Origin of the sequence: Trichococcus ilyis (assembly GCF_900109135.1) — a bacterium.
Taxonomy (GTDB): Bacteria; Bacillota; Bacilli; order Lactobacillales; family Aerococcaceae; genus Trichococcus; species Trichococcus ilyis.
On sequence record NZ_FNYT01000020.1, the window covers coordinates 33560 to 56190 of the forward strand.

General features: G+C 53.9%; 16 protein-coding genes. 5 read left to right on the forward strand and 11 right to left on the reverse strand.

The window, feature by feature from the left end; translation table 11 throughout:
- Nucleotides 1-44: 44 nt before the first annotated feature.
- The 5 genes from BMX58_RS09935 to chvE form a co-directional block, all read right to left on the reverse strand.
- Nucleotides 45-776: a dihydrofolate reductase family protein gene (locus BMX58_RS09935; RefSeq protein ID WP_068623954.1), complete on the reverse strand. Its 732-nt coding sequence runs from the start codon at nucleotides 774-776 to the stop codon at nucleotides 45-47.
- A gap of 342 nt (nucleotides 777-1118) precedes the next feature.
- Nucleotides 1119-1439, reverse strand: coding sequence for a PTS sugar transporter subunit IIB (locus BMX58_RS09940; protein ID WP_068623956.1), 321 nt, complete (start codon nucleotides 1437-1439; stop codon nucleotides 1119-1121).
- Nucleotides 1440-1452: 13 nt separating this feature from the next.
- Complete coding sequence (gene mmsB / locus BMX58_RS09945) at nucleotides 1453-2664, reverse strand: multiple monosaccharide ABC transporter permease (protein WP_068623958.1); 1212 nt, start codon at nucleotides 2662-2664, stop codon at nucleotides 1453-1455.
- Nucleotides 2665-4197, reverse strand: coding sequence for a multiple monosaccharide ABC transporter ATP-binding protein (gene mmsA / locus BMX58_RS09950; RefSeq protein ID WP_068623960.1), 1533 nt, complete (start codon nucleotides 4195-4197; stop codon nucleotides 2665-2667). It abuts the gene before it with no gap.
- A gap of 65 nt (nucleotides 4198-4262) precedes the next feature.
- Nucleotides 4263-5351: a multiple monosaccharide ABC transporter substrate-binding protein gene (chvE, locus tag BMX58_RS09955; RefSeq protein WP_068623962.1), complete on the reverse strand. Its 1089-nt coding sequence runs from the start codon at nucleotides 5349-5351 to the stop codon at nucleotides 4263-4265.
- Nucleotides 5352-5583: 232 nt separating this feature from the next.
- On the opposite strand from chvE, the gene BMX58_RS09960 reads away from it, so the two are divergent.
- The 3 genes from BMX58_RS09960 to BMX58_RS09970 are packed head-to-tail and all read left to right on the forward strand — an operon-like array spanning nucleotide 5584 to nucleotide 9582.
- Nucleotides 5584-6555, forward strand: a complete 972-nt coding sequence (locus BMX58_RS09960; protein WP_068623964.1) for an ABC transporter substrate-binding protein — start codon at nucleotides 5584-5586, stop codon at nucleotides 6553-6555.
- A gap of 12 nt (nucleotides 6556-6567) precedes the next feature.
- On the forward strand, nucleotides 6568-7992 hold the full coding sequence (locus BMX58_RS09965) for a sensor histidine kinase (RefSeq protein ID WP_068623966.1): 1425 nt from the start codon (nucleotides 6568-6570) through the stop codon (nucleotides 7990-7992).
- Nucleotides 7993-8007: 15 nt separating this feature from the next.
- Entirely contained in the window at nucleotides 8008-9582 is a 1575-nt protein-coding gene (locus BMX58_RS09970) for a response regulator transcription factor (protein WP_068623968.1), read from the forward strand.
- A 295-nt stretch (nucleotides 9583-9877) separates the two neighbouring features.
- Here the strand turns inward: BMX58_RS09970 and BMX58_RS09975 are convergent, their stop codons facing one another.
- A complete protein-coding gene (locus BMX58_RS09975) occupies nucleotides 9878-10717 on the reverse strand; it encodes an AraC family transcriptional regulator (RefSeq protein WP_068623971.1) in 840 nt (279 codons plus the stop codon).
- A gap of 122 nt (nucleotides 10718-10839) precedes the next feature.
- On the opposite strand from BMX58_RS09975, the gene BMX58_RS09980 reads away from it, so the two are divergent.
- Together BMX58_RS09980 and BMX58_RS09985 are read left to right on the forward strand one after the other, a co-directional pair.
- Nucleotides 10840-12597 carry an ABC transporter ATP-binding protein gene (locus BMX58_RS09980; RefSeq protein WP_068623973.1) on the forward strand — a complete coding sequence of 586 codons (1758 nt, stop codon included), beginning with the start codon at nucleotides 10840-10842 and terminating at the stop codon, nucleotides 12595-12597.
- Nucleotides 12578-14359: an ABC transporter ATP-binding protein gene (locus BMX58_RS09985; RefSeq protein ID WP_068623975.1), complete on the forward strand. Its 1782-nt coding sequence runs from the start codon at nucleotides 12578-12580 to the stop codon at nucleotides 14357-14359. The genes BMX58_RS09980 and BMX58_RS09985 overlap by 20 nt, the downstream gene beginning before the upstream one ends.
- Nucleotides 14360-14461: 102 nt before the next feature.
- On the opposite strand, the gene BMX58_RS09990 is transcribed toward BMX58_RS09985, so the two are convergent.
- From BMX58_RS09990 to BMX58_RS10010, 5 genes are all read right to left on the reverse strand, one after another.
- Nucleotides 14462-16870 carry a phosphoketolase family protein gene (locus BMX58_RS09990; protein ID WP_068623977.1) on the reverse strand — a complete coding sequence of 803 codons (2409 nt, stop codon included), beginning with the start codon at nucleotides 16868-16870 and terminating at the stop codon, nucleotides 14462-14464.
- Nucleotides 16871-16978: 108 nt separating this feature from the next.
- Nucleotides 16979-18403: an L-arabinose isomerase gene (gene araA, locus BMX58_RS09995; RefSeq protein ID WP_068623979.1), complete on the reverse strand. Its 1425-nt coding sequence runs from the start codon at nucleotides 18401-18403 to the stop codon at nucleotides 16979-16981.
- A gap of 26 nt (nucleotides 18404-18429) precedes the next feature.
- The gene (locus BMX58_RS10000; protein WP_068623981.1) at nucleotides 18430-19131 is read right to left on the reverse strand and encodes an L-ribulose-5-phosphate 4-epimerase; all 702 of its coding nucleotides are present in this window, start codon (nucleotides 19129-19131) and stop codon (nucleotides 18430-18432) included.
- 33 nt (nucleotides 19132-19164) lie between these two features.
- Entirely contained in the window at nucleotides 19165-20775 is a 1611-nt protein-coding gene (locus BMX58_RS10005; protein WP_068623983.1) for a xylulokinase, read from the reverse strand.
- Nucleotides 20776-21025: 250 nt separating this feature from the next.
- Entirely contained in the window at nucleotides 21026-22105 is a 1080-nt protein-coding gene (locus BMX58_RS10010) for a GntR family transcriptional regulator (protein ID WP_068623985.1), read from the reverse strand.
- Nucleotides 22106-22631: the final 526 nt, after the last annotated feature.

Below are 22631 nucleotides of genomic sequence, written 5' to 3' on the forward strand. Positions count from 1 at the left end.
GCATCCAAGTCGCTTTGAGACTGGATCCGATGGTTCTTCTTTTTTCACGCGTCACGATTTGAAAGATAGGTCAGCCGGATGCCGTCAGGGCCGATCCGCTCGAATTTGTCCAAGCGAAATTGCCGGATGCTCTGGTCAAGGCTGTTTCCGTACTCGAACAAAGACACGGAATTGGAAACGCCTTCGACAAGTGGCGCGATAATCAGGCTGATTTCGTCGACCAAACCTTCGCTAGCGAAGGCGCCGTTGACAAAGCCGCCGCCCAGCAGCATGAAGGTTTCGATGCCGAAATGCTTGTGCAATTTATCCAAGGCGACCTTCATCGACAATGGTTTGCTTTCCCCCGCAAAGAGGTAGGAAACGCCGATTTCCCTCAGATGGGCCAGATGCCGGTCCGAAACCGCCTCGCTCAAAATCGCGACGATGTGGTCGCCCTTCCTTTCCGGATACTCGTCGCCGATCACGTTCGTCTGCCAGCCGAGTTTGCCTTCCGGATCGACGGCGATCGCGTAAGAGCTGAATGCAGCCGGATGAAGATAGTCTTCCCCCGGGATGGCTTCTTCCGGGTACGCGGACAAGTCCGCTTTGTTGCCGAAAGTGATGTGCTCTTCGAAGGTTACCCGTCCGCAGATCCAGTTGTCCGAAGCGTAAGCTTGCAACGTCTCCTCATAGGCTTTCCCATACGGACCGAACTGCTGCGAACCCAAAAACGCCCCCGCCACGCGCCCATCGATCGACATCCCCATATGGCAAATCACCCTGTATGGTTTGTTCATTTCATTTTCCTCCGTCCCGAATCTTTGTTGCTGGTTCCATCATAAGCCCTTGAAGTAAGGTGAAGTCAAGGGAAATCCATCGACTCTGATTGCTTGAACCGAAACACACCTCCAGACCTGCCGTCAGAGAAAAAACTTGAATCGCACTTGCAGCTCCGGCCAGCCGTCTCTCCCCGGAGCTAGCCGGTTACCTTTGTCCTGTCCTCCGACGAAGCATGCCTTGCCGGAGGACACAACTTAAACTGCACGCCGACCTCCGGCGAAGCCTTCGTTCGCCGGAGGTCACACAACCGAAAGAGCCGCCTCGAAATATCGAGGCGGCCCCACATTAGTTCATATTCATTACCTGATTAACGCGATGATTTCCTCCAGCACGGCTTCCCCGTCGAGGATCTCATAATTTTCCTTCGAAATCAGCTTGTATGGTACGGCTTTGTAGGTCAGGAAATCCTTCAGCCGCGCGATTTCGTATTTGGATTGCGGGCCGATCATCAGGGCATCGACCGCTTGGTTTTGGATCGCCTGTTCCGCGATGATCGCCGGCGCGGAGTAGACATGGATGTCCAGGCCCCTTTCGTCCGCGGCGTTCTGCACGTTCTTCACCAGCAAGCCGGTCGTGATGCCGGCCGTACAGATCAATAAGGCTGTCTTTTGTTCGGTCATCTGCTTCAACCCCTTATGCTGCTTTCTTTTTCTTGTTGTAGATATCCAAAACAACGGCCAACAAGAGGATCAAACCTTTGATTGCTTGTTGCCAGTCGACACCGACGCCGAGGATGGACATCCCGTTATTCAGGACACCCATCACCAAACCGCCGACGATCGTTCCCACGATCGTGCCGATCCCGCCTGAAGTGGAGGCTCCGCCGAAGTATACGGCTGCCATCGCATCCAGTTCCATCGAAGTGCCCGCTTGCGGTGTCGCGGCATTCAGACGCGCAGCCAAGATCAACCCGGCCAATGCAGCCATCGCGCCCATGTTCACGAATACCCAGAAAGTGATTTTTTTCGTTTTGATACCGGACAGTTCTGCTGCTTTACGGTTGCCGCCGGTTGCATAGATTTGGCGACCCGCAACGGTCTTGTTCGTCAGGAAAGCATAGACCGCCACGATGACGCCCAGGATGACCAGAATGACCGGATAGCCTTGATATGATGCGAAGATGTACGTCACGCCGATCATCACCACTGCCGTCATGACTGCTTTCAGCGTGAACGCGTTCATCGATTCCACTTCGAACAGATTGTTTTTGCGTTTTTCACGTGTGCGCCATTGCCCGAAAACGAGCGCCGCGGCGATAAGCACACCCAAGATCATCGTCAACAGGTGGATGCTGCCGTCCGTCAGATCAGGCAAGTAGCCCGTCGAGATTTTCTGGAACACTTCCGGGAAAGGCGCCAAGGACTGCCCGCCCAGCACGACCTGCGTCAAACCGCGGAACATCAACAGCCCCGCCAAAGTCACGATGAAAGCCGGGATGCCAAAGTAGGCCACCCAATAACCTTGCCAAGCGCCGATCAGCGCACCGATCGCGATGCAGAGCGGCACTGCCAACCAAGGACTGATGTTGTTGTTCACCATCAAAATACCGGAAATGGCGCCCACAAAAGCCATCACCGAACCAACCGAAAGATCGACATGCCCCAACAGGACCACCAGCAGCATCCCTGCGGCCAGCACCAGAATGTGGCTGTTCTGCAGCACGATGTTCGTGATGTTCAGCGGCCTCCAGAAGATGCCGTCCGTCATCAATTGGAAAGCGATCAACAATCCGATCAGAATGATGACCATGCTGTATTTGCTGAAAATATCAAGTGCCTTTGCCTTCAGATCGATTGTCTGCTTTTCTTTTTTCGCTCCGTTTTTTACTCCGTTCGTCGTTTCCATCTATAGCACACCTTCTTCTTCCCTAGTCATTAGATTCATCAGCGATTCTTGGTTGGCGTCTTTGCGCAAAACCTCACCCGTGAATTTGCCCTCGTTCATCGTGTAGATGCGGTCGCACATTCCCAAAATTTCCGGCAACTCGGAGGAGATGATGCAGACGCATTTGCCGGCAGCCGCCATTTCCTCGATGATCGTGTAGATTTCGTATTTGGCGCCGACGTCGATGCCTCGCGTCGGTTCATCCAGGAACAGCACATCCGGCTCCGTCATCAGCCATTTGGCAAGGACCACTTTCTGCTGGTTGCCCCCGCTGAGGCTGCTGACTTTCTGGTAAATCGAACTCGTCTTCGTGCGCATTTTTTTGCGGTAGGACTCGGCCACCTGGACTTCCTTTTCCTTGTCGAGTACGCCTTGTTTGCTGATCTTGCCGAGGCTGGCGATCGTCGTGTTTTCGCGGATATCCATCAGCAGGTTCAGCCCCAATGCCTTCCGGTCTTCGGATACGTAAGCAAGCCCGTTTTCGATGGCTGCCGGCACGTCCTTGACCGAGATCTCCTGTCCAGCTTTGTGGATGCTGCCGGAAATATGGCTGCCGTAGGAACGCCCGAAGACGCTCATCGCGAATTCCGTCCGGCCTGCCCCCATCAAACCCGCGATGCCGACGATTTCGCCTTTGCGGATGTTGAAATTGATCTTGTCGTTCATGATCCGGTGCGCATCGATCGGATGATGGACCGTCCAATCCTTCACTTCAAAGTAGACGTCGCCGATGTTCGGATGGCGCTCCGGATAGCGGTTGGTAAGATCCCTGCCGACCATGCCGCGGATGATGCGTTCCTCATTGATGGCTTCCTTTTCCAGCGTTTCGATCGTCCGCCCATCGCGCAGGATCGTGATGCGGTCAGCCACATTGACGATTTCGTTCAGCTTGTGGGAAATGATGATGGAAGTTATCCCTTGCCTCCTGAATTCCTTGATCAGCTCCAACAGATTCGCGCTCTCTTCCTCATTCAGTGCGGCTGTCGGCTCATCCAAAATCAGCAGACGCACCGATTTCGAGAAAGCTTTGGCGATTTCGACCAGCTGCTGCTGGCCGACCCCGATCTGGGAAACGAGCGTATTCGGGTTCACTTTCAGCCCGACCGTCTTCAAGAGATTGGCCGTTTTCTTTTCCGTCAGGTCCCAGTCGATGATGCCGTGTTTTGCTTGTTCATTGCCGAGGAAAATATTTTCACTTACGGACAGGTAAGGACTGAGCGCCAACTCCTGGTGGATGATGACGATGCCTTTGTTTTCGCTGTCCTTCAGATCCTTGAATTTGCAGGTTTCCCCGTCGTAGACGATATCCCCTTCGTAGCTGCCGTATGGATACAGCCCGCTCAAGACATTCATCAGCGTGGACTTGCCCGCGCCGTTTTCGCCGCACAGGGCATGAATTTCGCCCCGCTCGATCTTCAGATTCACATCATTCAATGCCCGGATGCCAGAAAACTCCTTGATGATGTTCCGCATCTCCAATATATAATCCGCCATGATATCCCTCCTCTATGGAAGAGACTTCCTCAGCATCGCGAAGGAAGTCTCACATATTCACATTTTTATAAGCCTAAATCTTTTTCGGAATAGTATTCCGTATCGATCAATTCCGCTTTGTAGTTTTCTTTATCGACCGAGACCGGGTTAGCCAAGTAAGTCGGCACGACTTTCACGCCGTTGTCGTACGTTTCCGTATCGTTCACAGGAACCTCTTCCTCGTTGAAGATCGCTTCGATCATCTCGATTGTGTTCTGGGCCAAAATGCGCGTATCCTTGAAGATCGTCTGCGTCTGCTCGCCGGCAATGATCGATTTCACGCCCGCTTGGGTTGCATCCTGGCCGGTGATGACAGGCAATGGTTTTTCGGCGGAACCGTAGCCTACGCCTTTCAGGGAAGAAATGATTCCCAAGCTGATCGGATCATATGGAGACAAGACCGCATCCAAAGTTTTATCCGTGTAATTCGCGCTCAGCAGGTTGTCCATCCGCGCTTGTGCGGTCGAACCGTCCCAACGTAAAGTCGCAATCTGATTGAATTTCGTCTGCTCGGAAGGGATGACCAACTGGCCGCTTTCGATGTATTGTTGGAACACAGACATCACGCCGTTGTAATTGATCAAAGCATTGTTGTCGTCCGGAGAGCCGCCGAACAGTTCGATATTGTACGGGCCTTCGCCTTCGTTCAGGTTCAGCGCATCTTCGATGTAGGAAGCCTGCAGCACCCCGACGCCGAAATTATCGAAAGTCGCATAGTAGTCGACGTGTTCGGAATTCATCAGCAGGCGGTCATACGCGATGACTTCGATCCCCTCGTTGGCCGCTTTTTCAAGCACGTCCGTCAAGGCCGATCCGTCGATCGAAGCGATGACCAAAACATCCACGCCTTTCGTGATCATGTTCTCGATTTGCGCCACTTGGTTTTCGACTTTGTCTTCGCCGTACTGCAGGTCCGTCTTGTAGCCCAGTTTCTCCAACTCAGTGACCATGTTGTTGCCGTCCGCGATCCATCTTTCCGCTGACTTCGTCGGCATCGCGATTCCGACATAGCCGGCATCGTCCGTCGCTGCGTCCCCGCTTCCGCATGCGCCCAGCACTACTGCGGATAGTAACGTTGTTGCTGTGAGAAAACTTTTCTTCCAATTGAATTTCATCCCGAATTCCTCCACTGCTGTTTTATTTGATATATGTATTGTACCCTCTGAAGGCACCGCTTACATTCACTATCTTATCCGGTTTCTTGACATTCTTTTTGATTTGAATCCGTTTCCATAGGGATTTTTTCCGATTTCCTTTGTTTTTTTTCGAACGTCTCCTAAATTGTGCTAAACTGTTCCATGGCAGCGTTTTATTTTGGAATTATAATAGGAAGGAAGTTTTGCCGCCATGAAGAAATACCTCTTGCATGTGCTGCTCCTGCTCCTGTTCATCGGCGGCTGCGCGAACAGCCCCGCTCCGGAAGATGAGCCAGGCAACATCGTCGTCGGCTTCTCGCAATCTGGCACGGAGAGCAATTGGCGCAAGCGCCACACGGAATCGATAAGGGAGGAATTAGCCAAGGAAGGCTACGAAGTGCTGTACCGGAACGGCTTCATGAACCAGGACCGCCAAATCCAGGACATGCGCACTTTCATCGCCTATAAAGTGGACATGATCGTCTTCACGCCGCTCGTGGAAGACGGTTGGGATGCCGTTCTTGCGGAAGCAAAAGATGCGGGCATACCTGTCATCGTCGTCGACCGACATATCCGCACCGCGGAGGAGAATCTGTATCTGACGCACATTGGCCCCAGTTTCAAGGCGGAAGGCAATCGGGCCGGGCTATACATCACCAACCATTTCCAAAACAGCTCCCAATCCTCCGTGAAGATCCTGGAAATGAAAGGGCTTGCCAACACTTCGCCGACCAACTTCCGCAGTGAAGGTTTCCTGGAAGTGATCAGCCGCGATTCCAGGATCAGCATCGAAGCCTCCCTGCAAGGCGATTATATCCGGTCCAAAGCCAAGGATGTCTTCCGCAAATATATAGAAGAGAACGGTTGGGAAGACATCGATGTCCTCTACAGCCACAACGACGAAATGACGTTGGGGATGCTGGAGGTCATGGAAGCAAATGGCATCGTCCCGGGCCAGGACATCCTCATCGTCACGATCGACGGCCAAGCCGAGATGATCGAAAATCTGCGCGCCGGCAAAGTCAATTGCGTCGTCGAATGCAATCCGAACGCCGGTTGGTATGTCCGCAACACGATCAAGCGCTATCTGAACGGCAATACCATCCCGAACGAAATCTACATGCCGGAAACCGTCTTTTCCGATAAAGGCAATCTCGACAGCATTCCGCCAAGGGAATATTAGGGAGGCCATGCGATGGAAAAAATAGCCAGTATCAAAGAAATTTTCGAACAGACCAACCGACTGCTTTTCAGCATCACCCTTATTCCGCTGCTGGTGATCAGCATCTTTTACACCCGCAACATCCTGGTATACCGCAGCGCCCTGGCGAACGTCGAAGAAGCGAACGCCGTTTCGACCATCGTGCAGGAAAATGTTTTGGAGGAAGTGTGGGACCTGGTCTTCGGACTCATCGACGTCCCCGCATACGAAGCCGGCAACGAGCTGGACAAGGTGCGGCAGGCCATCGAAGCGATCCAGGCCAACACCACCACCGCCAAGGAAGCCGCCACGCTCGATGTCGCTTTGCGGACACTCGACACGCTCGACAAGTACATTGCCGAAATGGAGAGCAACATCCAGAACGAGCGGCCGGTCGACGAAAATGAAGCCATCATGGTCCAGGTCGATGCCGTCACCGTGCTGCTCTACGGCATCCTCCAGGATTTCGTGCGCGTCGAAATCGAGATCGCCGGGGCGACCAGCGACGACATGCTGGTGTCGCTCTATTACCTGATCCTGTTTGAGCTCGTCATCGTGCTGATAATCGTCTATTATGCCCGCAAAAACAACCGCTTCCTGACGCGGCAGATCCAGGAACCTTTGCATGACCTGATCGTCCTTTCCGAGGAACTGTCGCAAGGCCATCTCGATTACCGCGCCGAGGAGCCGGAAGTCGCGGAGCTGCGCGTCGTCACGGAGAGCATGAATGACATGGCGCATAATCTGCGCATCCTGATCGAAGACAATGCCATGAAGCAATTCGATCTGGCCCAGAGCGAGCTGCGGGTGCTGCAGGCGCAGATCACTCCCCACTTCATCTACAACACCCTGGACGCCATCCTGTCTTTGGCCGAACAAGGCAACAGCGAGCAGGTGAAGACGATGACTTACGCCCTTTCCGATTTCCTGCGCATCTCCTTGAGCAAAGGCCAGGACTGGATCACGGTCGAGAAGGAGATCCGCCACGTCGAAGACTATCTGACGATCCTGCAGATCCGCTACGGCGCAATGCTGGCGTTCGAAATCGACATCCCCGAGGCCATCCTGCAGACGGAAGTGCTGAAGATGATCCTGCAGCCGTTGGTCGAGAATGCCGTCTATCACGGAACCAAACATGTCCGGCGCGCCGGGAAAGTGATAGTCGCGGCGACCTGCAGCGAGGATACGATCCAATTTTCCGTGACGGACAATGGCATCGGCATGCAGGAGGAGCGCCTGCTCGAGATCCGCAAGCGGCTTGACCAAGCCGCAGTCGATGAAACCAGCGAAGGCGGATTCGGGCTTTACAATGTCCGCAAGCGGCTGTTGCTGTATTACGGTGCTGCCGCCTCGCTCACGATCGACAGCAGCTACCGAAAAGGCACGACCGTCACTGTCACCGTCCCAAAGTTCATTTAAAAGGAGCGACTCTTTATGTATAAAGTCTTTATCGTCGAGGATGAACACCTGATCCGCGACAGTCTGCGCAACCAATTGCTGGCCCTTGCCGAAACGCACCCGCTGCTTTTTGCCGGGGAAGCTTCCGACGGGGAAATGGCATTGGCCTCGATCATGGACGTCAAACCGGACATCCTGCTGACCGATATCCGGATGCCCTTCATGGACGGCCTGAGCCTGGCCAAGGAAGTCCGGAAGATTTTCCCTTGGATCCGCATCATCTTCATCAGCGGCTTCGATGATTTCGAATATGCGCGCACCGCCATCCAGGTGCAGGCGGATGCCTACCTGCTGAAACCGATCAAAGACGAGGAGCTGATCCAGACGCTAGAGGGCGTCATCGCGGTGTTGGACAAACAGAAAGAACCCGTCCTGGACCGGGATCCCCATGCCGACAACTTCATCTTTGAGCTGAAAAAGAACCACTTCCTGAACGGCATCTTCGGCGGTGATCTGTCGGTGCCGGAAGTGCTGCAGGAATCCGCCGCCCTGAAGCGCTCGGTTGTGGGAAAAAAGACCTGCGTCGTCCTGGCCACCAATCATTACGATAAAAATTTCGATGATCATTTCCGCTTCAGCAAGTATCTGCAGTTTCTTTTCGGCGAGGATGAGAGCATCATTTTCTCCAGCATCTCTTCACGTTTCATCAAGTTTCTGCTGATGGACAGCGATACGGACAGGCTGTTGGAAAAAAGTTACCAATTGGCTCAGACGCTCGTCCATGAACTGAAGGACGAAGAGGCGGAGGACCTGATCGTTTCGATCGGCCCGATCGTCGAACGGCTCAGCGAGATTCCGCAGGCCTACCGTTACACGCAGAATATGCTGCAGACTTACGGCGTGCTGCGGACGGAGCGGATCATCAGCTACGAGGACGACATCAAGGACGGCGAGGTTTCCCCGACGAATCCGTTCAAGCTCGATCTGGCCCAGCGGATCGCCCGGACCGAGGCGGATGAACTGGAGGAGCTGGTGCTGGAGCTGCAGGGAACACCCGGCGACACCGAGGAGCGCAACCGGCTTTTCCGCTTCTTCGTGCTGACCGAGTTGGGGCATCTGGTCCAGAAAAAGAAGCCCGGGACGGAGCAGCCTCTGCTGGAGAAAATGAACGATCTTGACCAGCTGGCGGCGGTGGCGGCCGATGCCGCGGAATATACCCACACGATCGAAAAGCTGCTGGCTTTCCTGATGGCGGCCCACATCCAGCCGGCCATGGTGAAATATCAGAGCGTCATCCAGAAAGCGTTGGGCTTCATCAAGGAGAATTTCACCGATCCCGACATCTCGCTGAACGTCGTGGCGGAGGCCGTGAACCTGAGTCCTTCGCATTTCAGCACGATCTTCTCGCAATCATTGGGGCAGACGTTCATCGACTTCCTGACCGAATGCCGTCTGCAGCACGCCAAAGAGCTGCTGGTCGGGACCGACGACAAGCTCTCCGCCATCGCGATGGACATCGGCTACAACGACCCCAACTATTTCAGCTACCTCTTCAAAAAACGGGAAGGACAGACACCGAAAGAATACCGAAGAAACCATGCAAGAGCGTGATGAATGAGACAACCTTCTGTAACAGCACACTGGTTGTCGGATTCTTTCGGTTTATCCAACAACTTTCGAGTTATAGGTGCTATGGTTGTCGGATTCTTTCGATCTATCCGACAACCTTTGAGTTATAGGTGCTGTGGTTGTCGGATTCTTTCGGTTTATCCGACAACTTTTGAATTATAGGTGCTGTGGTTGTCGGATTCTGCATCGTTATCCGACAATCAGCACACATTTATGGATGCATCAACAGAAAGAGGCTATCTCATCGAGATAGCCTCTTTCTTTACAACGATAGACCCTACACCGGCCGCTCTTCCTTGGCGATTTGCGATGGCGCGGTTCCGTAGTATTTTTTGAACAATTTGCTGAAATGGTATGCGTCCTCATAGCCGACAGCCTGAGCGACCTCCTTGATGGTCCATTCTTCCTGCTTCAACAGTTCCTTCGCATGCTTCAGGCGCACGTGGATCAGGTAATGGATCGGACTCAAGCCGGTCGCTTCCTTGAAGATCTTCGAAAGGTGGGCCGGGCTGACGAAGAGCTGCTGCGCCAGTTGTTCCAGCGTGATTTCCTCGGAATGGTGTTTCTCCAGGTAATAGACGGCATGGTTCACAAGATGCTGCTGGCGCACGGCGGTCTGGGAAAGCGCCGCGGGAACCGTATTGTCCGATCCGTCCTCCAGACTGCGCAGCAGCAGTCCCAGCATCTCCAAGATCAGCCCTTTGCCCATCAGCTGGTATTCGCTGCGCTGCTCATTGAACTCCCTCGTCACTTGCCAAGCCTTCGCCATGAAGGCATCCGCATAACAGCCCAGGTCCAGCAACGCGCGCTTATTCGGGAAATGATTGCGGGGAAGCCCGTTCAGCGAAAGGTTCGTCAAACCGATATGCAGCTGATGGGAAAAGGTGCCCTCTCTTTGCCTTTCCGCATGTTTGACGCCCGGATTGAAAAGCATGACGGTGCCTTTCCCCAAATCCTGTCGCGTTCCGTCCACCAAATAATCGGCTTCCCCTTCCAGGAGGATGCTGATTTCCAGGAAGTTGTGGCTGTGCGTTTTGGAATAGCTTCCGGCCTCGTTCAACGGGTCGAAAGCATAAAGAATTTCCGGATTGAATGTTTGTACGTGTGTATAGGCCATCGCAAACGTCCTTTCTGTTGAATACCCTTATATTGTACAGGAATCTGAAGAAGAAAAGCCATTCTCTTTCCCCGAAAAAGCAGTAACCTGTTAACATACACTTTTTTGAGGAGGACCAGCTTATGAATCATTATCAATGGATTTGGCGTTACGCACGGGCATACAAATCCAAAGGCTTACTGGCTTTATTGTTTATTTTCCTGAATGCCCTCCTGATCATCGTCAACCCTTTGTTGGCGGGGGAATTGGTCGACAAAGTCATCGACGGCGGTCGGGATGACTTGTTGGTGCCGATTTTGGCACTGATGATCGGCATCACGCTCTTCCGGACAATCATCCGCTACAGCTACCAGATGCTGTTCGAGCGGATCGGCCAAAATTCCCTCTTCGTGCTGCGCCAGGACATGTACCGGAAACTGCAGGAATTGGATTTCGACTTCTTCAACCACACCCGCGTCGGCGACATCATGGCCCGGATGACCGGAGACACCGATGCCATCCGCCATTTCGTCTCCTGGGTCACCTACAATATCCTGGAAAGCATCCTCTGGTTCGTGATGGCCGTCGCGGTCATGGGCACGATCCACTTGCCGCTGATGCTGGCATTGGTGGCGGTCACGCCGATCATCTTCATCCTGACGCAAAAGATGTCCGGCAAAGCTTTCCCGCTGTTTTTCCAGATCCGGGAAAGTTTCTCCCGGCTGAACTCGATGGTCGAAGAAAACATCGGGGGCAACCGCATCGTCAAGGCTTTCGCAAAGGAAGACCACGAGATCGAAAAGTTCACGAGGCACAACGAGGACTTCAAGCGCCGCAACATGGATTCAGCGATTGTGTCCCGCACCTATCTCCCTTGGCTCGACGGATTCGCCGGCACGCTGAACGCAATCGCCTTGGTGCTCGGCGGCCTCTATGTCATCCGCGGCGAAATGTCGCTGGGGGATTTGGTTGCCTTCAACGGCTTTATCTGGATGCTGAATATGCCGATGCGCATGAGCGGTTGGCTCATCAATGATGTGCAGCGCTTCTCCGCGGCCTGCGTCAAAATCCGCGACATGCTGGACACAAAAGCGCAAATCCCGGTCACGGCAGCCGCTGAGCACTCGCGGATCAAGGGGACCGTCAGCTTCGACGACGTTTCCTTCGCCTTCTCGGACGATCCCGGAACGGACATCCTGTCGCACGTCTCCTTCACGATCGCGCCCGGACAGACTTTGGGCATCCTGGGCGAAACCGGCTCCGGCAAAACGACGCTCGTCAACCTGGTCGGCAGATTCTACGACCCGACTTCGGGAACAGTCCTGATCGACGGCAAAGACGCCAAAGAATACCCGGTCCGCCAGCTGCGCGAAAACATCGCCATGGTCATGCAGGATGTCTTCCTGTTTTCCGACACGATTGAGGACAACATCGCTTTCGGCAATCCGCAGATGGACCGTTCCTGCATCCAACAGATGGCCCGGATCGCCGATGCGGACGTCTTCATCACAAGCATGCCGCAAGGATACGCCACTGTCGTCGGCGAACGCGGCGTCGGCCTTTCCGGTGGGCAAAAGCAACGCATTTCCCTGGCCCGGGCGTTGGCGAAAGATCCCGCCATCCTGATCCTGGATGACACCACCTCCGCGGTCGACATGGAAACCGAATCGAAGATCCAACAGGAACTGATCGCTTTGACGGAATCCAAGACCACTTTCATCATCGCCCACCGGATTTCGTCGGTGCGGGATGCGGATCTGATCCTGATGATGGAAAAAGGCCGGGTCGTCGAGCAAGGCACCCACGCGGAACTTTTGGCCAAACGCGGCAAATACTACGACGTTTACTGCAAACAACTCGGATTGACTGGAGGCGAAAACAATGGCACGCAACACCTATGATGTCGATGAAACACTGGAGCAGGAATTCAACTGGGCCCACTACCGGCGCTTGGCCGGCTACATCAGGCCCTACAAAAAACCGCTGACCAAGATACTGGCAGTCATCATCCTGTCCAACATCGCCGGGATGGCCGGACCTTACTTCACAAAAATCGCGATCGATGACCTGATACCCGCCGAAAACGTCCCGCAGCTGCTGGGATTGGGCGGGCTGTTCATCCTTTCGCTTGCCCTCATCGGCTGGTGCATGCGCTATCGCATCTACGCCATTACCGAAGTCGGCCAGGACATCCTGAAGGACATGCGCTACGATATTTTTGCGCATCTGCAGCGCTTGCCGTTCGCCTACTTCGACAACCGGCCCCACGGCAAGATCCTGATCCGCGTCGTCAACTACATCAACACGCTGAGCGATCTCCTGAGCAACGGCCTGATCAACCTGATATCGGACTTGTTCAATGTATTCATCACCTTGGGCTTCATGCTGCTTATCGATGTGCGCTTGACCCTTTACAGCCTGGCCCTTTTGCCGGTGCTGTTCGGCTTGGTCCTGTTCATCAAGAAACGCCAGCGGATAGCTTTTCAGATACTGAGCAACAAGCAGTCCAATCTCAACGCCTATATCCACGAAAGCATTTCGGGCATCAAAATCACCCAATCGTTTGCCCGGGAACAGGCCAATTACGACATCTTCAACGAAGTCAGCGAGGAATACCGGACGTCCTGGATGAAGGCCGTCAAAATCCAGTTTCTGATGTGGCCCGGCGTGCAGAACATTTCCGTCCTGACGACCTGCCTGATCTATTTTGTGGGCATCCGCCAGCTCGGCGTCTCCGTCTCCACCGGTACGCTGATCGCCTTCATCGGCTACATCAACAACTTCTGGAATCCCGTCATCAACATCGGCAATTTCTACAATTCCTTGATCACGGCGACCGCCTACCTGGAACGCATCTTCGAAACGCTGGATGAGGTGCCTTCCATCCAGGATGCGCCGGCTGCCTATGAATTGCCGCCGGTCACCGGAGCGGTGGATTTCGAGGACGTCACTTTCCGTTATGAGGACGGCAAAGATATCCTGCACAAAGTCAATTTCCATATCGAACCGGGCCAGAGCATCGCTTTGGTTGGACCGACGGGAGCGGGCAAGACGACCGTCATCAATCTGCTGAGCCGTTTCTACGACATCAATGCGGGCAGCGTAAAAATTGATGGGCATGATGTCCGCGCTGTCACGCTCCGCTCCTTGCGCAGCCAGATGGGCGTCATGCTGCAGGATACTTTCATCTTTTCCGGCACGATCATGGAAAACATCCGTTACGGAAAACTGGACGCCACCGAGGAGGAAGTGATCGCGGCAGCGAAAGTTGTGCGCGCGCATGACTTCATCGAGCACCTGAAGGACGGCTACCATACCGTCGTTGAGGAGCGCGGCAGCACCCTTTCGGCCGGACAGCGCCAATTGCTGTCATTCGCGCGGGCCCTGCTCGCCGATCCGAAAATCCTGATCCTCGACGAAGCGACCGCCAGCATCGACACCCGCACCGAGGAACTGCTGCAGGAAGGCTTGCAGAAATTGCTGAAAGGCCGGACTTCCTTCATCATCGCCCACCGGTTGTCGACGATCAAAAACAGCTCCCGGATCTTCTACGTGGCGGGCGGCACGATCGCCGAAGCCGGCACCCATGAAGAACTGATGGCCAAAAAAGGACTGTACCACCATCTCTACCAATCGCAGTACGACCTGCTGCAGGCCGTTTAGTGAACCACTGAAAAGATGCGTCCCCGTTCCTGAAGCAGTTGCTTCGAAGAGCGGGGACGCATCTTTTTATTTTCTAGAGAAGCGATGCTTATGCCGGAAACTTCAGTCGGCTTTGCCGGCGATCAGTTCTTTGGTTGCTTCCGTCGCACCTTCCAAAGCTGCCCATTTCCATTCCGTCACTTCCGGAATGTCTTCGCCGTTTTCGCGGATGAAGTTGTGGTGGAACGCCACCGTTTCCGTCATCCGTTGCGAGAAGGCTGCCGCTTCCGCGCCATAGACGGCGTTGGCCGCATCCTGCGCCAAGTGGAAACGATCCATCTCCGACAATACGCGCATATCGAACGGCGTTGTGATGTCCCCGTTCTCACGGTAGCCGTGGATGTGCAGGTTGTGGTTATGGCGATCGAAGAAGATATCGCGGATCAAGCCTTCAAAACCATGGAAGGCGAAGACGATCGGTTTGTCGGCCGTGAAATAGGCGTCGAAAGCTTCGTCGCTCAAGCCGCGCGGATGCACATCCGGGTGGCGCAGTTTCAACAGGTCGACAATGTTGATGAAGCGGATCTTCAGTTCCGGGAACTGTTTGTGCAGGATCGTGACTGCCGCCAGCGCTTCCAGGTTCGGTTCCGTTCCTGCCGCTGCGATCACGACATCCGGTTCTGCGTCTCCGCAAGTCGAAGCCCAGTCGATGACTTTCAAGCCATCTTTGACCAATACTTCCGCTTCTTCAGCCGAGTAGAATTGCGGACGCGGGTGTTTCGAAGACACGATCAGGTTGATCTGTTCCTCGGAAGCCATCGTTTCCGCCATCACGGCCATCAAGGAGTTCGCATCCGCCGGTAAGTACTCGCGGATGAATTCCGGTTTCTTCTCGGCCAAATGCGTCAACAGACCCGGATCCTGGTGGGTGTAGCCGTTGTGGTCCTGTTGGAACACGGTCGAAGTCGCGATCAGGTTCAAGGACGGGTAACGTTTGCGCCATGTCTGTTCTTTGGCTTTGCGCAACCATTTGAAATGCTGGGTGATCATCGAATCGACGACGCGCAGGAAAGCCTCGTAGCTGGCGAAGAACCCGTGGCGGCCGGTCAGGACATAGCCTTCCAGGAAACCTTCCGCTTGGTGTTCGGACAGCTGCGAATCGATGACGCGGCCGGATGGGGAAAGCCACTCATCATAAGAAGGATCGATCGCTTCCATCCAGACGCAGTTCGTCACTTCGAAGACTTTGTTCAGGCGGTTGGATTTGGTTTCATCCGGTCCGAAAATGCGGAAATTGTCCGGATTGTCGCTGATCAGGTCGCGGGCGAAGTTGCCGAATTCGATCATGTCCTGGGCGATGATGGCGCCCGGTGTTGTCGTATCGACGGCATACTGTTTCCAATCCGGAATGTTGAGCGGTTTCGGATCGATGCCGCCGTTCGTGATCGGGTTCGTTGCCATCCGTCGGTCGCCTTTCGGTGCCATTTCTTTCAATTCAGGCACCAGTTTTCCGTCGGCCGTGAACAGCTCTTCCGGGCGGTAGGACTGCATCCAATCCACCAGCGCATCGATGTGCTCCATATGGTGGGCATCCACCGGAATCGGCACCTGGTGGGCACGGAAGCCGCCTTCGATCGGTTCGCCGTCCCAGTTTGTCGGGCCGGTCCAGCCTTTCGGTGTGCGGAAAATGATGACCGGCCATTTCGGCATCTTGGCTTCGGCAGCGGAGCCTTTGCGGGCTTCCGTTTGGATCGCTTTGATTTTCTCGACAGCCGCATCCAACACGTTGGCCATGATCGGGTGCACCGCTTCCGGTTCGGTCCCTTCCACGAACAACGGCTCCCAACCCATTCCTTCAAAGTATTGCGTCAATTCTTCGTTCGATTTGCGGTCGAGGATGGTCGGATTGGAGATCTTCCCGCCGTTCAAGTAAAGGATCGGCAAAACAGCCCCGTCCGTGACCGGATTGATGAACACATTCGAGAACCAACCAGCCGCCAAAGGACCGGTTTCAGCTTCCCCGTCACCAACGACAGTCGCTGCAATCACTTCCGGATTGTCGAAGATGGCGCCTGTTGCATGGGAAAGCGAATAGCCTAATTCTCCGCCTTCATGGATCGATCCGGGTGTTTCCGGTGCCGCATGGGAAGCTACCCCGCCCGGGAAGGAGAATTGTTTGTAGAGTTTCGTCAACCCTTCCAGATCTTCGGTGATTTCCGGATAAATTTCCGTGTAGGAGCCGTCCAGATAGGAGTTCGAAACCATGACTTGGCCGCCATGTCCTGGCCCTTCGACGTAGAACATGTTCAGGTCACATTTATTGATGACGCGATTCAAGTGGGCATAGATGAAATTCTGGCCGGAGATCGTTCCCCAGTGGCCGATTGGATGGAGTTTCACATCGGTTTCCTCGATCGGGCGTTGCAGCAAGGGGTTGTCCTTCAGGTACAGTTGCCCTACGGAGATGAAATTGGCGGCGCGCCAGAAGGCATCCACCTTGTCCAGATATGCTTTTGAATCAAATACAGTCATTTTTATTGCTCCTTTTCAGTTGTATTTTTGAAAACGCTTGCGAACACTTTCACAAATGTCCTCGAAAAAATCGGTTTGACGATTTATTGCCAAACCGATCGAAAAAAACTATTTGATCAAAGCTACTTCAAGACCGACCAGTTTCGCCCATGCCAGGATCTGATCTGTGCTCAAGCTCAAGGATACGACTGTGTGGTGGCCGCCGCCAGCTTCGATCCAAGCGCGGATGCCGTCGTGGAAGTTCGGTTTTACTTCCCACAGAACGCGTGCGACCGGAAGATTCGGCGCTGCTTCGGTCGGTTCGAAAGCGGCAACTTCATTCACCAACAATTTGTAGTGCGTTCCGAAGTCAGCCATCGAAACGACTACGCCGTCCCCTGCTTTGCCGTCGAAGACAAGGCGGGCAGGTTCTTCGCGATTGCCCATCGATAATGGTGCGATCAGGATTTTTGGTTTGTTGACTGCCAGTCCTGGGTCGACTTCCAGCATATGCGATTGCAGGATTGCTTCTTTGCCTGCAGCCATTTCGTACGTGTAGTCTTCCATGAATCCGGTGTCGATGTTGTGGGACATGATCTTCATCATGCGGTCGATTGCGGCTGTTTTCCAGTCGCCTTCGCCTGCGAATCCGTAGCCGTCCGCCATCAGACGTTGCACGGCCAAACCAGGGAGCTGCTGCATGCCATATAGGTCTTCGAAGTTTGAAGTGAAAGCTGTGTAGCCGCCTGCTTCCAAGAACCGGCGGATGCCGATTTCCTGACGCGCCTGCACTTTGACATGCGCTTCCCATTTGTCGTGCGCGTAGTCGCCGTAGTCGAAATCATACAGCTCTTTGTATTCATTGAACAAAGCATCGACTTCTGCATCTTCGACCGCATCCACATACTGGACCAGATCGCCGATGCCATAGTAATCGACCGTCCAGCCGAATTGGATCTGCGCTTCCACTTTATCGCCTTCCGTCACGGCAACGTTGCGCATATTGTCGCCGAAACGCGCCACTTTGATGCCGAAGCTTTCATTGTAGGCTACTGCAACGTCCATCCATTCCGCGATCTGGGTTTGGACATTTTCGCGTTCCCAATAGCCGACGACGACTTTGTTGTTCTTTTTCAGGCGCGCATTGATGAAGCCGTACTCGCGGTCGCCGTGTGCGGCTTGGTTCAGGTTCATGAAATCCATATCGATGGTTGCCCAAGGGATGCTCTCATTGAATTGGGTAGCCAGATGCAGCAACGGTTTTTGCAATAATTTCGTGCCGCGGATCCACATTTTGGCCGGCGAGAAGGTATGCATCCATGTGATGACACCAGCCACTTCATCGCGGTAGTTGACTTCTTTCATGATTTTCGTGATCACATCGGGCGTAACCGCCAATTCCTGCAGCACGATCGGATAAGGCAGTTTGCCGCTGTTGTTCAAGCTTTCCACGATGACCGCCGCGTTGTTCTTCACTGTCTGCAATGCTTCTTCACCATACAGATGTTGCGATCCGACTACGAACCAAAATTCTTTTTTGCCTACTTCTAACATATTGTCAGCTCCTCTGATTTTCTGTTTTATTTAGTTTTCTGCCCGTAATAGGCGTCTTTTCCGTGTTTTCTTAAATAATGCTTGTCCAGGATGCGCTGCGGCAGTTCTTCCGCAAAATTGTTCAACTGACGGGCGAACAGGTTGGTTTTGCAGACCTCATCCAACACGACGGCATTCAGTACTGCCCCCTTGGCGTCCTTGGCCCAAGTGAAAGGCCCGTGCCCATGCAGCAAGACGCCGGGGACTTCCATCGGCTTGATGCCGCGCTCGCGGAAAGTCTCGACGATGGCGTATCCCGTCTCCGCTTCGTAACCACGATCAATCTCTTCCTGCGTCAGGAAACGGGCGCATGGGACGGTGCCGTAGAAAGTATCGGCGTGCGTAGTCCCCATGGCCGGCACATCCAATCCGGCTTGCGCCCAGATCGTCGCCCAAGTCGAATGCGTGTGCACGACGGCGCCGATTTCCGGGAATTCCTTGTACAAAACCGCATGCGTAGGCATGTCGGATGACGGATTCAGCTCCCCTTCGATGACGTTGCCGTCAAAGTCGCAGACGACCATGTCGCTTGCCTGCATGTCGTCATAGCCGACGCCGCTCGGCTTGATGACGAACAAGCCTTTTTCGCGGTCGACCGCGCTGACGTTTCCCCATGTGTATTTGATCAGTCCCCGCTCCGGCAATTCCAGATTGGCTTGAAAAACTTCTTCTTTTAATTGTTCCAGCAAGATGATTCCTTCCTTTCTATCCCAAATTCAACTTTATCTCAAACGCAAATGCGCAACTGCTGCTTGTTCGATCGCCAAACCTTCCTGGTAGCGTTCGATGAATGTGCCGAAACCTTCAACGTCGCGCGCATCGGGAGCGATCGTGCTGCCTTCATCGGCACCGAATACTTTCATATCCAAAAATGCATCCAAGGTCTCTGCCGTTTCTTTGCGATCCATGTAGGCAGCCAACAATGCGATGCCCCATGCGCCGCCTTCTCCGGCCGTCTCCATGACGGTTACCGGCGCGTCCATGACGGCAGCCAAGACTTTCTGGCCGACTTCAGGCGTTTTGAAGATGCCGCCGTGGCCGACGATCTTGTCGATCGCGACATGTTCCTGCTTGAGGATGTTCATGCCGATCTTCATGGCGCCGAAAGCGGTGAAGAGATGCGTGCGCATGAAGTTCGCCAAATTGAAGTTGCTTTCCGGCGTGCGGACAAACAACGGCCGGCCTTCCGCCAGGTGAGTGATGTTCTCGCCTGAGTAATAACCGTAAGAGAGCAAGCCACCGCAATCGGCATCCCCTTCGAGGGCCTTGTTGAACAACGTTTCGAATAATTTGTCCGTATCAATTGCGAATCCGGCCGCTACGCTGAACTCCCGGAAAAGCTTGACCCAGGCGTTGATGTCGGATGAGCAATTGTTGGTGTGGACCATCGCGACCAGGCTGCCTGCCGGTGTCGTCACGAGATCGATTTCCGGATGCACTTCGTTCAGGTCCTGCTCCAATACGATCATCGCGAATGCCGAAGTCCCGGCGGATACATTCCCGGTGCGTTCCGCCACGCTGTTCGTGGCGACCATCCCGGTTCCGGCGTCCCCCTCCGGCGCGCACAGCGGGATATCCGCTTCCAATGTGCCGGTCGGATCAAGCAGTCTGGCTCCCGCTTCCGTCAGATTGCCGGCTGCGTCCCCCGCCAGCAATACTTCCGGCAGCAGATCCGCCACGCTCCAAGCCGCACCTTTTGCTGCGGCAACGTCATCGAACTGTCTAAGCATCCGTTCGTCATAATTTTTCTTCTCGACATCGATCGGGAACATCCCGGATGCGTCGCCGATCCCCAGCACTTTTTTGCCTGTCAGTTGCCAGTGGATGTAGCCCGCCAAAGTCGTAAAGAAAGCGACTTCATTTACATGCGCTTCCTTATTCAAAACCGCTTGATACAGGTGGGCGATGCTCCAGCGTTGCGGGATGTTGTAGTTGAAAAGTGCGGTCAATTCCTTTTCGGCATCCGCGGTGATGGCGTTGCGCCAAGTCCGGAACGGCACCAACAGTTCATTTTCCTGATTGAAGGCCATGTAGCCGTGCATCATCGCGCTGAAACCGATCGAGCCGACTGCGGTCAGGGTGACGCCGTATTTCTCCTGGACTTCGCGCATCAGTTCTGCGTAACTCGTTTGAAGGCCTTCCCAAATCTGATCCAACGAATAGGTCCAAATACCGTCCACCAGTTGGTTTTCCCATTCGTAGCTGCCGGATGCGACCGGAGCGAAGCGGGAGTCGATCAGCACCGCTTTGATGCGGGTGGATCCAAATTCGATTCCGATGCTCGTCTGGCGCGATTCGATGTCAGTGATTATCGCTTGTAACTTCTCAGTCAAAACGTTTCCTCCTTTTTCGGTGCACCCTTCCGAGGATGCTGTCCGTTCTTCTTGGGTTCATTATATTCCATATGTACGTACATGTAAATAGAATTTTGAAATATTTGTCCGAACACAAAAAAAGATGCGCGAACGACAGCCTGTCGCTTGTGCATCACCCGCTTCCGGAGGATAACGCTAAGACCGGCCAGAAAGCTTGATACAGCAACAAAAAAAAGAAGCCATCCCGACTCAGGGACAGCTTCTTGCTTCAGTTAGTGATCCGTTTGACCGAGTCGCGGATGATCAGTTCCGGCTCGAATATTTTGTTGCCTGTCATCTCTTGCTGTACGGCCAGCATGATCCATTCCGCGGCGGCCTCGCCCAATTCTTCTTTCGGATGGGAGAGCGTCGTCAGCTTGACGCTGCCGGCCGTGCTCAGGAACGAGTCGTCGTTGCCGATCACCGAATAGTCTTCGGGGACGCGTTTGCCCATGGCTGCCAGTGCTTGGATCAGTCCCTGCGCCACTTCATCGTTGTAGCAGACGATACCGGTGACTTCCTGCTCGCGCGCCAGTTTCTCCCGCAACGTTTCGAACACTTGCGCTTTGGTTTCTGTCGTGTACGTATAAACATTTTTCGGATCGAAATTTGTCCGCATCTCTTCGTGGGCTTTGATGAAGCCTTTCATCCGGTACTTCCCTTGCAGGTCGTCGATCTTCGTGATCAGCGCCAGATGCTGATGGCCCTGCTCGAAGAGATGTTTCGTGGCAAGATAGCCCGCTTTCGTGTCGTTGACGCAGATGAACGGGACCGACAGCTCTTCGTAATAGGCATTGATCATGACGACCGGTATGCCGCGTTCCTTGAAGGAAAGGTAATAGGCCAGATTCGGATTGTATTGGTTACTCTTAGTCGGTTCAACGATAAGCCCCGAAACGCCTTGGCTGAGCATCTGTTCCAGACATGCCCGCTCCTGGTCGACATCGTTGTTCGTGCTGGCCAACAACAAGGAGTAGCCGTTTTCCCGCAGCTTCTGCTCGATGCCGCGGATGATCGACGGGAAAATGTAATCCGACAGATAGGTCGTGATGACGCCGATCGTCTTGCTGGAGGACACGCCATCGCCGCGCCGCTGATAGCTGTCGTCGACATAAGTGCCGGAACCTTTCTCCTTGCGCAGGAAGCCTTCATTCACCAATAAGGCGATCGCTTCCCGGACGGTATGGCGGCTGACCCCGTAATCCTTCTGCAGCTGCAGTTCGGGCGGAATGACTTTGCCTACCACAAACTCATTCGACAGTATTTTTGAACGTATTTCATCGGCAATCACCTGGTATTTTGTTTTCATCGTTTGCTCCCCTTCTGCATATGTCCGTACAAATAGTATAGTGAATTGAGCAGAAAAATACAAGTGCGGTATTTTTGTAACTTGTCGGATATGGTCAAGGTATCCGACAATCTGCGCGCGTCGGCTTTGGAATTTGTCGGATAACCCCGAAGTATCCGACAACCACAACACGGACTGCTCCCTGCAATCGAGTAGGAGGAGCCAACAGGCTCCGACCTCTCACACCACCGTGCGTACGGTTCCGTACACGGCGGTTCAATATCTTAAGTAAGCAGACTCTACCAGATGGCTTAATGGCGTTAGGCCCCATTGGTGGAGTCTTTTCGTTGTAAGAGCCCGATGAACTTCAGGCGTTTTGGAAAGCCTCCAGTATTTCTTTCTGGAGAACCCGATGCGCTTGGCGCTGTCTTTATCGAGACCAAGCTTGATTAGTCTGTTAATCTTCGTGCGTGTCCTTTTCCAACGTTTGAGGATAAGTTGTCTGATTCTGCGGTTCAGCCATTGTTCTGTCCTTCGGATGAATTTC